General features: G+C 65.2%; 11 protein-coding genes and 1 pseudogene. 8 read left to right on the top strand and 4 right to left on the bottom strand.

Annotated features, from left to right (window positions below):
• Positions 1-58: 58 nt before the first annotated feature.
• Positions 59-370 carry a hypothetical protein gene (locus tag AC3WL2_RS11235; protein WP_102682492.1) on the top strand — a complete coding sequence of 104 codons (312 nt, stop codon included), beginning with the start codon at positions 59-61 and terminating at the stop codon, positions 368-370.
• Positions 367-1101, top strand: coding sequence for a YkgJ family cysteine cluster protein (locus AC3WL2_RS11230; protein WP_102682493.1), 735 nt, complete (start codon positions 367-369; stop codon positions 1099-1101). The genes AC3WL2_RS11235 and AC3WL2_RS11230 overlap by 4 nt, the downstream gene beginning before the upstream one ends.
• A gap of 78 nt (positions 1102-1179) precedes the next feature.
• Here AC3WL2_RS11230 and AC3WL2_RS11225 read toward each other — a convergent pair whose 3' ends face one another.
• Together AC3WL2_RS11225 and AC3WL2_RS11220 are read right to left on the bottom strand one after the other, a co-directional pair.
• Positions 1180-2286, bottom strand: coding sequence for a methyl-accepting chemotaxis protein (locus tag AC3WL2_RS11225; protein ID WP_371918129.1), 1107 nt, complete (start codon positions 2284-2286; stop codon positions 1180-1182).
• Positions 2287-2481: 195 nt separating this feature from the next.
• A pseudogene (locus tag AC3WL2_RS11220) lies at positions 2482-2751 on the bottom strand (PAS domain-containing protein); the annotation flags it as partial.
• 233 nt (positions 2752-2984) lie between these two features.
• Between AC3WL2_RS11220 and AC3WL2_RS11215 the strand changes: the two are divergent.
• From AC3WL2_RS11215 to AC3WL2_RS11190, 6 genes are all read left to right on the top strand, one after another.
• Positions 2985-4148, top strand: a complete 1164-nt coding sequence (locus tag AC3WL2_RS11215; RefSeq protein WP_102682495.1) for an efflux RND transporter periplasmic adaptor subunit — start codon at positions 2985-2987, stop codon at positions 4146-4148.
• Positions 4145-7234: a multidrug efflux RND transporter permease subunit gene (locus AC3WL2_RS11210; RefSeq protein WP_102682496.1), complete on the top strand. Its 3090-nt coding sequence runs from the start codon at positions 4145-4147 to the stop codon at positions 7232-7234. The genes AC3WL2_RS11215 and AC3WL2_RS11210 overlap by 4 nt, the downstream gene beginning before the upstream one ends.
• A 9-nt stretch (positions 7235-7243) precedes the next feature.
• Positions 7244-7915, top strand: coding sequence for a heavy metal response regulator transcription factor (locus AC3WL2_RS11205; RefSeq protein ID WP_102682497.1), 672 nt, complete (start codon positions 7244-7246; stop codon positions 7913-7915).
• Positions 7916-7963: 48 nt separating this feature from the next.
• Positions 7964-9367, top strand: coding sequence for a heavy metal sensor histidine kinase (locus AC3WL2_RS11200; RefSeq protein ID WP_102682498.1), 1404 nt, complete (start codon positions 7964-7966; stop codon positions 9365-9367).
• Between the two features lie 130 nt (positions 9368-9497).
• A complete protein-coding gene (locus AC3WL2_RS11195) occupies positions 9498-9722 on the top strand; it encodes a hypothetical protein (RefSeq protein ID WP_102682499.1) in 225 nt (74 codons plus the stop codon).
• Positions 9723-9927: 205 nt separating this feature from the next.
• A complete protein-coding gene (locus AC3WL2_RS11190) occupies positions 9928-11238 on the top strand; it encodes an OprD family porin (protein ID WP_102682500.1) in 1311 nt (436 codons plus the stop codon).
• 105 nt (positions 11239-11343) lie between these two features.
• Here AC3WL2_RS11190 and AC3WL2_RS11185 read toward each other — a convergent pair whose 3' ends face one another.
• Both AC3WL2_RS11185 and AC3WL2_RS11180 read right to left on the bottom strand, forming a co-directional pair.
• Entirely contained in the window at positions 11344-11595 is a 252-nt protein-coding gene (locus AC3WL2_RS11185) for a DUF3077 domain-containing protein (RefSeq protein WP_102682501.1), read from the bottom strand.
• Positions 11592-11831 carry a hypothetical protein gene (locus AC3WL2_RS11180; RefSeq protein ID WP_102682502.1) on the bottom strand — a complete coding sequence of 80 codons (240 nt, stop codon included), beginning with the start codon at positions 11829-11831 and terminating at the stop codon, positions 11592-11594. Before AC3WL2_RS11180 ends, AC3WL2_RS11185 begins: the two co-directional genes overlap by 4 nt.
• Positions 11832-11940 lie beyond the last annotated feature (109 nt).

Below are 11940 nucleotides of genomic sequence, written 5' to 3'. Positions count from 1 at the left end.
AAAATCGCAATTTGCGTTGCGTTCATGGGAAGGCATAATTCCCTCTCTTGTTGAGGTCATGCCCATGCTACGTTCGATACTGCTTAGCCTTTCGCTGCTTACCGTTTACGCCCAAGCCTCTACGCCCCATGCCTGGAGCGACCAACGCCAGCACATGCTCAAGGCCTGTCTGGGCGCCAGCCAGCTCAAGGATGGCCACGCCCTGGGCAAACCCGCCGAGTTCGACGACCAGGTCGGTTACAGCGCGCTGCTGCTCGAGGGCACCTACCCCCAGAAGCACATGCAGAATCGCACCGGTACGGAGCTGTGCCTCTATGACCGCCAACGCCAGCAAGCCTTCACCACGGAATGGGAAGCCGGCAAGCGATGAGCGACAGTATTCGCTTCGCCTGCACCGGCTGCGGCAAATGCTGCACGGGCCATCATGTGCCGCTGACGCTTGCCGAGGCCCGGCAGTGGGCGATCTCTGGTGGTCAGGTGGCGGTGCTGATCGAAGGTTTTCTCGCCGATGGCCCTGGCATGCCGACGGACCAGCGCGAGCATGTGCTGCGCCGTTCGCACCCGGTGCCATGCGGTGACGCGCAGTTGCAGGTCTCGGTGACCTTCGCCGCGTTCAATCCAGGGCGCTGCCGCAACCTTGATGACAACGACCTGTGCGGTATCTATGAAAGCCGCCCGCTGGTCTGTCGTATCTACCCGGCGGAGATCAACCCGCACCTGCCGCTGCGCCCGGAAAACAAGGACTGCCCGCCCGAGGCCTGGACGCAAGGGCCGGAACTGATTCACGGCAGCCTGCCGGTGGATGAGGCGCTGCGTGCCCTGATCGAGGCCTCACGCCAGGCCGACCGCGACGATATCGCGGCCAAAGTGGCGATCTGTCAGGCGCTGGGGATGACCACCAGCGCTCTGAAGGGCAATGGATTTACTGCCTGGCTGCCGGACATGGCGGCGTTTGCCTCGGTGCTGGAGCAGGCGCCACGGGCGGTCGATGGACCGTGGGCTTTGCATGTGCAGGACGAGGCGCTTGCGGCCGGTCTGCAGGAACATCGGCTACAGGTGACGGGCGAAGCGCCGGTCTACTATGCGTTCATCGGTTTCTAGATAGATCCAATCGCGGGGCAAGCCCACGCCAAGTACCAAGGTGCCCCGCGATAAGGCCGGCACAGACAACTCAGTCAGTCACTGACAACGCCGCCAGAACTCATCCGCCAGTCGCCGCAGGTCCTTGGCCAGGTCCGCCACGTCACTGGCACTGCTGTGGCTGCGCTGCCCGACGCTGACCGTCGCCTCACTGGCCTGGCGGATGCTGTTGATGTTGCGGTTGATGTTCTCGCTGACCTGGCTCTGCTGCTCCACCGCCGCAGCGATCTGCAGGCTCATCTCGTTGATCTGGTTGACCCGCACGCTGATGCTGTCCAGCGCGTCGCTGGCCAGTTGCGCCTGCTCGACGCTGTGCCCGGCATGCGCGCTGCTCTGCTGCATCACTTGCACCGCCGCGCGAGCCCCATCCTGCAGAGCGCCGATCATGCGCTGGATATCGTGGGTCGACTGCGCGGTGCGCTTGGCCAGGCCACGCACCTCGTCGGCGACCACCGCGAACCCCCGCCCCTGGTCACCCGCCCGCGCCGCCTCGATGGCGGCGTTGAGCGCCAGCAGGTTGGTCTGCTCGGCAATGCCACGGATCACATCAAGCACCCCGGAAATCTCGCTGCTGTGGTTTTCCAGTTGCTGGATCACCTCGCTGGCCTCCACCAGCGAGCCCGCCAGGTCCTGGATCGCGCAGCGGTTGCGGTTGACCAGCTGATGCCCGGACTGGGTCTCGTCTTCCGCCTGGTCGGCCGCCATCGCCGCCATCTGCGCGCTGCTGGCTACCTGGGCGACGCTGGCGCTCATCTGCTGGATCGCCGTGGCCACCTGGTCGGCCTCGTTCTGCTGCTCCAGGCTGTTGGCGTGGCTGCTGTGCAGTGCCTCGGCCAGGGAGCCCGAATGCCCGGCCAGGCGCGACGAGGTGTCGCCGATACGTCCGACCACCGCGCCCAGCTGCGCCTTGAGCATGCGCATGGCGAACTCGATCTGCCCCAGGCCGTCGCGCCGGCCGGTATACAGCCGCTGGCTGAGTGGGTTGTCGGCAATCGCCTGGGCCTGTCGGCGCAGCCGCTCGTACGGGCGTAACAGCAACCGGATCGCCAGGCTGCTCAAGCCGACCGCCGCCGCCACCTCCAACACGGATTCCAGCAACGGTGCCCCCAGCCACCACTGCCCGGCGCCCAGCACCAACGCCAGCACGGCGCCGACCGCCAGCGACAAGCGGGTGCCCAACCCGATCACCGGCAGGCGCTCGCGCCAGCCACGCCGGCCCTCGCGCAAGCGCGCATAGGCACGCTCGGCCGCCGCCACCTGTTCAGTGCCAGGCTTGGTCCGCACCGACTGGTACTCCAGCACCTGCCCGCCGCTGCTGATCGGCGAGACAAACGCGCTCACCCAGTAGTGATCGCCATTCTTGCAGCGGTTCTTCACCAGCCCCATCCACGAGCGCCCGGCCTTGAGCGACTGCCACATCTGGGCGAAGGCCTGGGGCGGCATGTCCGGGTGGCGGACGATGTGGTGGGGATTGCCCAGCAGCTCCTCGCGCAGGAAACCGCTGACCCGCAGGAAATCGTCGTTAGCATAGGTGATGCGGCTGTCCAGGTCGGTGGTGGACAGGATGTTGGCGTCGCCGGGGTAATCCACTTCGCGACCGGTAACAGGCATATTGCACTTCATCGGAGGCACTCGTTGTTGTACGGGAGATCGGCAGGGCGTACGACTCTAGGGGCAAACGCCGACGTAACATTGATCCATGGCAGGATATTGGCACTTGGCCATCAACCCACCGAAACTGACAGCCGTGACAGCCTGGCGTCACGCTGCCGACCCGGTCGGCGCGCTATAACCCTGAATAGCCGAATCCATTTCCCTGCCCCTTGGCCAAGGTGCCCACCCCGATGCGACGTCCGTCCCGCCTCCTCGTACTCGCCGCCCTGGCCCTGGTCCTGCTGGTCGCCATCGGCGCCTGGCTGGGGTCGCGCCGCGAAGCGCCGGCCAACCGCGCCGCCAGCACGATACCGGTGCGAGTGATCGCCGTGGCCCAGCAGGACGTGCCGCGCTACCTCAGCGCCATCGGCTCGGTGCTGTCGCTGCACAGCGTCGAGGTGCGCCCGCAGGTCGAGGGCGTGCTGACCCAGGTGCTGGTCAAGGAAGGCCAGTGGGTCAAGCAGGGCGACCTGCTGGCCACCCTCGATGACCGGGCGATCCGTGCCAACCTCGACCAGGCCCGTGCCCAGCTCGGCCAGACCCAGGCGCAGTTGCAGGTGGGCAAGGTCAACCTCAAGCGCTACCAGTTGCTGAGCAGCGACGACGGCGTGTCCAAGCAGACCCTCGACCAGCAGCAGGCGCTGGTGAACCAGTTGCAGGCGACGATCAAGGGCAACCAGGCGGCCATCGACAATGCCGCGGTGCAGCTCAGCTACACGCAGATCCGCTCGCCGGTGAGCGGTCGCGTCGGCATTCGCAACGTCGACCCTGGCAACCTGGTCCGCACCAGCGACACCCAGAGCCTGTTCAACGTCACCCAGATCGACCCGATCGCCGTGGAATTCGCCCTGCCCCAACAGCAGCTCCCAGTCCTGCAGGGCCTGTTGAACTCAACCACGCCCGCCGAAGTGGAGACCTACCTGGACGCCGACGGCGAACGCAGCCTGCTCGCCAAGGGGCACTTGATGCTGATCGACAACCAGGTCTCGGCCACCACCGGCACGGTGCGGGTCAAGGCCGAGTTCGCCAACCAGGACGGACGTCTGTGGCCGGGCCAGCTGGTCACCGTGCGCCTGCGCACAGCGGTGGACGAGGACGCCCTGGTGGTGCCGCCACCGGTGGTACAGCGCAGCATCGACGGCCACTTCGTCTACCGTCTGGACGGCGACAAGGTCAGCGCCGTACCGGTCAAGGTGGTGTACCAGGACAGCACGCTGAATGTCATTGCCGGGGTCAAGGCCGGCGATCGCCTGGTGCTGGACGGTCAGTCGCGACTCAAGCCCGGCAGCACCGTGGAGGTCACCCCCGACACCCCTGCCCCGGCGGAAATGGCCGAAAGCAGGAGCCAGCCATGAACACCCGCAACGGGGTCTCGGCCTGGTGCATCGACCACCCCATCGCCACCTTGCTGCTGACCTTCGCCCTGGTCCTGCTCGGTGCCATCGCCTTCCCGCGCCTGCCGGTGGCGCCGCTGCCCGAGGCCGACTTCCCGACCATCCAGGTCACCGCCCAGTTGCCCGGCGCCAGCCCCGAGACCATGGCCTCGTCGGTCGCGACGCCCCTGGAGGTGCAGTTCAGCGCCATCCCCGGCATGACCCAGATGACCAGCAGCAGCGCCCTGGGCTCGACCAACCTGATCCTGCAATTCACCCTGGACAAGAACATCGACACCGCCGCCCAGGAGGTCCAGGCGGCGATCAACACCGCCACCGCGCGCCTGCCCCAGGACCTGCCCAGCCCGCCCACCTGGCGCAAGGTCAACCCCGCCGACAGCCCGGTGCTGATCCTCACCGTCAGCTCGGCGCAGATGCCCGGCAACCAACTGAGCGACTACGCCGAGACCCTGCTGGCCCGCCAGCTCAGCCAGATCGACGGCGTCGGCCTGATCAACATCACCGGGCAACTGCGCCCGGCCATCCGCGTGCAGGCCCAGCCCGAGAAGCTCGCCGCCATCGGCCTGACCCTGGCCGACATCCGCCAGGCCATCCAGCAGACCAGCCTCAACCTGGCCAAGGGCGCGCTGTACGGCGAGCACAGCGTGTCGACCCTCGCCGCCAACGACCAGCTGTTCCACCCCGAGGACTACGCGAAGCTGATCGTCAGCTACCGCAACGGCGCCCCGGTGCACCTGGCCGACGTCGCCAAGGTGATCGACGGCGCCGAGAACGCCTACGTCAGGGCCTGGTCCGGCGAACAGCCGGGGTTGAACCTGGTGATCTTCCGCCAACCCGGGGCGAACATCGTCGACACCGTGGACCGGGTGATGGCCGCCCTGCCCCGCTTGCAGGAAATGCTGCCGGCAGCGGTCGAAGTATCGGTGCTGCAGGACCGCACGCAGACCATTCGCGCCTCGCTGCACGAGGTGGAGCTGACCCTGCTGATCGCCGTGGCCCTGGTGATCGGGGTGATGGCGCTGTTCCTGCGCCAGTGGTCGGCGACCTTCATCGTTTCCAGCGTGCTCGGCGTGTCGCTGATCGCCAGTTGCGCATTGATGTACGTGTTCGGCTTCAGCCTCAACAACCTCACCCTGGTGGCCATCGTCATCGCTGTGGGTTTCGTGGTGGACGATGCCATCGTCGTGGTGGAGAACATCCACCGCCACCTGGAGGCCGGCGACGACAGCCGCACGGCCGCGCTCAAGGGCGCCGGCGAGATCGGCTTCACCGTGGTGTCGATCAGCTTCTCGCTGATCGCCGCGTTCATTCCGCTGCTGTTCATGGGCGGCGTGGTCGGCCGGCTGTTCAAGGAGTTCGCCCTGACCGCCACCGCGACCATCCTGATTTCGGTGGTGGTCTCGCTGACCCTGGCACCGACCCTCGCCGCGCTGTGCATGCGCAGCCCCGAGGCACAGCATGACGGTTTCGGCCAGCGCCTGGTGCGCTGGTACGAGAAGGGCCTGGACCGGGCCCTGGCGCACCAGCGTGTCACCCTCGGCGTGTTCGGCCTGACCCTGGCACTGGCGGTGGTCGGCTACGTGGCCATCCCCAAGGGCTTCTTCCCGTTGCAGGACACCGGTTTCATCCTCGGCACCAGCGAGGCGGCGGCCGATGTGTCCTACCCCGCGATGATCGAGAAGCACAAGGCCCTGGCGAAGATCATCGAAGCCGACCCGGCGGTGCGCGCCTTCTCCCATTCGGTCGGTGTCACCGGCAGCAACCAGACCATCGCCAACGGGCGCTTCTGGATCTCCCTCAAGCCCCGTGGCGAGCGCGACGTGTCGGCCAGCGAATGGATCGACCGCATGCGCGCGAAACTGGCGCAGGTTCCCGGCATCGTCCTGTACCTGCGCGCAGGGCAAGACATCAACCTCAGTTCCGGGCCGTCGCGCACCCAGTACCAGTACGTGCTCAAGAGCAACGACGGCGTCGCGCTGAACCTGTGGACCCAGCGCCTGACCGAACGCCTGCGCGAGAATCCGGCGTTCCGTGACCTGTCCAACGACCTGCAACTGGGCGCCAGCGTCACCCGCATCGACATCGACCGCCAAGCCGCCGCGCGCTTCGGCCTGACCACCACCGACGTCGACCAGGCGCTGTACGATGCCTTCGGCCAGCGGCAGATCAGCGAGTTCCAGACCGAGACCAACCAGTACAAGGTGATCCTCGAACTGGACGCCCGCCAGCGTGGCAAGGCCGAGAGCCTCAACTATTTCTACCTGCGCTCGCCGCTGTCCGGCGAAATGGTGCCGTTGTCGGCCCTGGCCCATGTCGCGCCACCCAGCACCGGCCCTTTGTCGATCAGCCACGACGGCTTGTTCCCGGCGGCCAACCTGTCGTTCAACCTGGCCCCCGGGGTGGCCCTGGGCGATGCGGTGCAGATCCTCGAACGCACCCAGCGCGAACTGGGCATGCCCGACGCCATCGCCGGCAACTTCCAGGGCGCCGCCCAGGCCTTCCAGAGTTCACTGTCGAGCCAGCCCTACCTGATCCTCGCCGCGCTGGTGGCGGTGTACATCATCCTTGGCGTGCTCTACGAGAGCTTCGTGCACCCGCTGACCATCATCTCCACCCTGCCCTCGGCGGGCCTGGGCGCGCTGATCCTGCTCTGGGCGATGGGCCAGGACTTCACCATCATGGGGCTGATCGGCGTGGTGCTGCTGATCGGCATCGTCAAGAAGAACGGCATCCTGCTCATCGACTTCGCCCTCGAAGCCCAGCGCAACCACGGCATGACGCCGGAGCAGGCGATCCACCAGGCGTGCCTGGTGCGCTTCCGCCCGATCATCATGACCACCCTGGCCGCGCTGCTCGGCGCACTGCCGCTGATGTTCGGCTTCGGCGCCGGCGCCGAGTTGCGTCAGCCACTGGGCATCGCCGTGGTCGGCGGCCTGCTGGTGAGCCAGGCCCTGACGCTGTTCACCACCCCGGTCATATACTTGGCCCTGGAGCGCCTGTTCCACCGCCGCCGGGCCACCGTCGCCCCCGCGCCGACCGCCAGTTGAGACAAGACCATGCGTGTGCTGATCATCGAAGACGAAGAAAAAACCGCTGACTACCTGCATCGCGGCCTCACCGAGCAGGGCTTTACCGTCGACCTGGCACGCGACGGCATCGACGGCCTGCACCTGGCCCTCGAAGGTGACTACGCGGTGATCGTGCTCGACGTGATGCTGCCTGGCCTCGATGGTTACGGGGTGCTGCGTGCGTTGCGGGCGCGCAAGCAGACGCCGGTGATCATGCTCACCGCCCGCGAGCGGGTCGAGGACCGCATCCACGGCCTGCGCGAAGGCGCCGACGACTACCTGGGCAAGCCGTTCTCGTTCCTCGAGTTGGTGGCCAGGTTGCAGGCCCTGACCCGACGCAGCGCGGTTCATGAACCGTTGCAGATCCAGGTCGCCGACCTGTGGATCGACCTGATGGCGCGCAAGGCCAGCCGCGCCGGCCAGCGCCTGGACCTGACCGCCAAGGAGTTTTCGCTGCTCAGCGTGCTGGCCCGGCGCCAGGGCGAGATCCTGTCCAAGACAGCCATCGCCGAACTGGTCTGGGACATCAATTTCGACAGTGACGCCAATGTCGTCGAGGTAGCGATCAAGCGCCTGCGCGCCAAGCTCGACGGGCCGTTCGACAACAAGCTGCTGCATACCATCCGAGGCATGGGCTATGTCCTGGAAAACCGTGTCTGAAGCCTGCGGCAGTACCCGCTCCCACGCGTCGGCCCCAGGTGCCGCCCCATGAATCCTTTACGCAACTCCATCGCCCTGCGCCTGTCGGCACTGTTCGCCATGGTCGCCCTGGCCGTGTTCGTGCTGATCGGCAGCGCGCTGTACCGCCAGGTCGATCGCAGCCTCGACCTGTTGCCTGAAGCCGAGCTCGATGCGCGCTTCAGCGTGCTCGAATCGACCCTCAATCGCTACGGCACCCCCGAGCACTGGGCCAAGATCAACAACAAGCTCAACCTGCTCGGCGAAGAAGACCGGCGCATCCGCTTCTGGGTGGTGAGCGGCGACCCGGCCTTCGAGTACGGCCATCCCAGCGAACAGGTGCGCGGCTTCGCCAAGGGCCCTGTAGGCATGCGCGAGCTGCGCCTGTCCGACAGCCCCTACCCCTACAAGGTGCTGGTCAGCGAGCTGCCCGCGCAGGGTGAGCGCCCGCCCCTGCGTTTTCTGATCGGCATCGACACTGAAACCTTCTGGCAGGCCCAGCACAGCCTGCTGGTGGCCATCGTTGGCCTGGCGGCTTTCGGCGTGCTGCTGGCTTCGCTGCTCGGTTACTGGGTCGCACGTATTGGTCTGCGGCCCCTGCTCGCCCTCTCCGAAGAAGCCCAGGCCCTGGCGCCGCCACGCCTGGACGGTCGCCTGCAGACCCGCGACCTGCCGCCGGAACTGGCGCGATTCGCCGGCACCTTCAATGCCGCCCTCGACCGCGTCAGCCAGGCCTATTCGCAACTGGAAGCCTTCAACGCCGACGTCGCCCACGAACTGCGTTCGCCGCTGACCAACCTGATCGGCCAGACCCAGGTCGCCCTCACCCGCGGGCGCAGCGCCGAGCACTACTTCGAGGTGCTGCAATCGAACCTCGAAGAACTCGAGCGCCTGCGCAGCATCATCAACGACATGCTGTTCCTGGCCAGCGCCGACCAGGGCAGCAAGGCCACCGCCCTTACCCAGGCCTCACTGGCCGAGGAAGTGGCCACCACCCTCGACTACCTCGACTACATCCTCGAAGACGCCCACGTCAGCGTCACCGTCAGCGGCGATGCCCAGGCCTGCATCGAAAAGGCCCAGTTGCGCCGGGCACTGATCAACCTGCTGAACAACGCCGTGCAGCACACCGCACCGCACCAGGCGATCCAGGTGCGCATCGAGGCTAATGAGGAGCAGGTCAGCATCGCCGTGAGCAACCCGGGGCCGGCGATCGACGACGAACACCTGCCGATGCTGTTCGAGCGCTTCTATCGGGTGGATGCGGCCCGCGCCAACAGCAGCGGCGGCAACCACGGACTGGGCCTGGCCATCGTCAAGGCAATCGCCCTGATGCACGGCGGCAGTGTTTTCGTGCACAGCGAGGCCGGGGCCAATACCTTCGGTATCAACTTGCCGAGCGCTCAACTACGCGGGTTTGCGGTAAAAGTCTGAGTGTTTTTGCCGCGATCATTACTTTTTGCGCAACAGTGCTTATCTGAACAGCCTCTGTTTCCCCGCTGTTTACAGGACTAACTTTAGCCCTGTCTCCATTAGCACTTGCCCCGCAAGAAGGTTGTTCCAAATGTCCAACAGTATGGGTATTGCCAGCGTCTTCATCCTGTCTTCCCTGTTGTTGTCGCCCCTGGCCATGGCGGAAGAATCCCCGGCCTTCGTCGCCCGCAACGCCGAACTCGCCGCGGTTCACCAAGAGGCGCGTGACGCCTACGCCGCGCAGCAGTCGGCTGCGGCTAAAGACGCACAGCAGACCGCTTCCAAGGTATCTGTCGATACCGATGCCGATAGTTGACCGGCCACGTCAGCTGTTTCCAGTTTTCCCTGGGCTACACCATGGGCACTGCCTGTGACGATATGTTAGCCTTTCAAAGCCGCTGCCTTTCAGCGGCTTTTTTTATGCGTCGAAAATCTCAGCCAGGCTGTTACGTCTCTAATAAGAACTTGCAGACACGACAATAAAAAACTGCCCCATCGCTTGACCAAAGGAGTTTGTACCGGTGTCTTTCGCGTTTCGTTTCACCCCGTTGTTCGTTGCATTGGCCGCAACGATGCCCGTGGCCGCACAGGCCGATGAAGACAAGGCTGATGGCTTCATCGAGGGTTCCACGCTGAACCTGCATTTGCGTAATGCCTACTTCAATCGCAACGAGAAGAATGCCTCGATCAAGGACAAGCGCGAGTGGGGCCAGGGCGCCGTCGCACGCTTCGAGTCCGGCTACACGCCTGGCGTGATCGGCTTCGGCCTCGACGCCCACGCCATGGTCGGCCTGAAGCTCGACGGCGGTGATGGCCGCGCCGGCACCTCGATCCTGCCGAGCGCGCCAGAAGACAAGGCGCGCCACGCCTTCTCCACTGCCGGCGGCGCGATCAAGCTCAAGGGCTTCGACACCGAGTTCAAGGCCGGTGACCTGTTCCTCACCAACCCGGTGATCGCCGGTGGCGAAAGCCGCATGCTGCCGCAGACCTTCCGCGGCGTCGCGCTGACCAACAACAGCATCGACGGGCTGATGCTCGAAGGCGGCAAGGTCAGCTTCACCAAGCCGTACAACCAGAGCGGCCACCGCCGCATCAACACCTACTACAGCAACCAGACGCCCGAGCAGGACAGCCAGAACCTGAGCTGGGCCGGCGCGTCGTGGAGCGGCACCGAGGGCGTCACCGCCAACCTCTACGCCGCCGAGCTGAAGGACATCTGGAACCAGTACTACGCCGACTTCGACTACACCTACGCGGTCAACGACCTGGTCAGCCTGAACCCGGGCGTGCACTTCTATCACACCCAGGACACCGGCCAGTCGAAGCTGGGCAGCATCGACAACAACACCTGGAGCGTGCACTTCACCGTCGCCGCCGGGTACCACAGCGTTACCGCCGCCTACCAGCGGGTCAATGGCGACACGCCGTTCGACTACATCAACCTGGGCGACAGCATCTTCCTCGACAACTCGCGCATGTACTCGGACTTCAACGCGCCGAACGAGCGCTCGTGGAAGCTGCAGTACGACTATGACTTCGCCGGCCTCGGTATCCCAGGCCTGACCTCGTCGCTGTCGTACTCGCGCGGCAAGGCCGACCTGACCAAGGCCAGCCAGGACACCCAGTACTACGCCTTCTACAACGCCGACGGCGAAAATGCCCGGCATTGGGAGCGCGACTTCGACGTGAAGTATGTGTTCCAGGAAGGTCAGATGAAGGACCTGTCGGTACTGCTGCGCTATGCCACGCACCGGGCCAACGCGGCCTACTCGACGATTCAGGACAACAACGAATTCCGCGTGATCGTGGATTATCCGTTGAACGTGTTCTGATCCATCATCGCGGGCGAGGGCTACGCCCTCGTTTCGCCGGCAAGCCGGCTCCCACAGCTACAGCGCTATTTTTTGTGGGAGCCGGCTTGCCGGCGATGCTCTGATTCAACTGTTTCTTTTCAGTCCTGTTTCCAGGTCATTGATCAGCGCCTTGGCCATGGCACTGAGCATCCGCGCCGCACTCCCCGCTTTCAGGTCCCCTTCCATTTCCGCCTCGGTGGTCAGGTGCAGGATGCAATCCTGCAATACCGACAGCTCATCGAATGCCCGGCTCAAGGGCACACCCGGCAGCACGCGATAACATTCCAGGAAAGTCTCGTCGCCAGCGGTGACGGGCATATCGGGCTGCTCGCTCATGGCTGCTCCTCCAGCGAGCTGGCGTGGGCCATCAGGCAGCTCAGCAGCCGGCTGAGGATGGAAATGTTCTCCACCAGGATCTCCGGACGCTCATCCACGGGAAAGGCCATGTAGACATCGCAGGTGCGGGTCATCATGGTCATCAGGACTGCGGCATGCTCCCAGACTTCGGCGAGGGGCAGATGGTCGATGATGGAGATGTAGGGGATGGGTGGGTCAGGTACTAGCTTTTTCATTCAAAATCGCTCATGTCGATTGAAGAAATTCGCCACTTGAACCTTTCTCACGGGATTAGGTGGCAACCGTGTACGGGGTGAGAAACCGAGGACATGAAACCCGGCCAGA

The organism is Pseudomonas sp. FW305-96 (assembly GCF_058783825.1).
Note: the sequence above shows the minus strand (reverse complement) of the source record. Positions and strands in the feature narration are given on the sequence as shown.

Coding starts and splice junctions, on each gene's coding strand:
- AC3WL2_RS11235 (WP_102682492.1), top strand. CDS start 59: ATGCCCATGCTACGTTCGATACTGCTTAGCCTTTCGCTGCTTACCGTT.
- AC3WL2_RS11230 (WP_102682493.1), top strand. CDS start 367: ATGAGCGACAGTATTCGCTTCGCCTGCACCGGCTGCGGCAAATGCTGC.
- AC3WL2_RS11215 (WP_102682495.1), top strand. CDS start 2,985: ATGCGACGTCCGTCCCGCCTCCTCGTACTCGCCGCCCTGGCCCTGGTC.
- AC3WL2_RS11210 (WP_102682496.1), top strand. CDS start 4,145: ATGAACACCCGCAACGGGGTCTCGGCCTGGTGCATCGACCACCCCATC.
- AC3WL2_RS11205 (WP_102682497.1), top strand. CDS start 7,244: ATGCGTGTGCTGATCATCGAAGACGAAGAAAAAACCGCTGACTACCTG.
- AC3WL2_RS11200 (WP_102682498.1), top strand. CDS start 7,964: ATGAATCCTTTACGCAACTCCATCGCCCTGCGCCTGTCGGCACTGTTC.
- AC3WL2_RS11195 (WP_102682499.1), top strand. CDS start 9,498: ATGTCCAACAGTATGGGTATTGCCAGCGTCTTCATCCTGTCTTCCCTG.
- AC3WL2_RS11185 (WP_102682501.1), bottom strand. CDS start 11,595: ATGAGCGAGCAGCCCGATATGCCCGTCACCGCTGGCGACGAGACTTTC.
- AC3WL2_RS11180 (WP_102682502.1), bottom strand. CDS start 11,831: ATGAAAAAGCTAGTACCTGACCCACCCATCCCCTACATCTCCATCATC.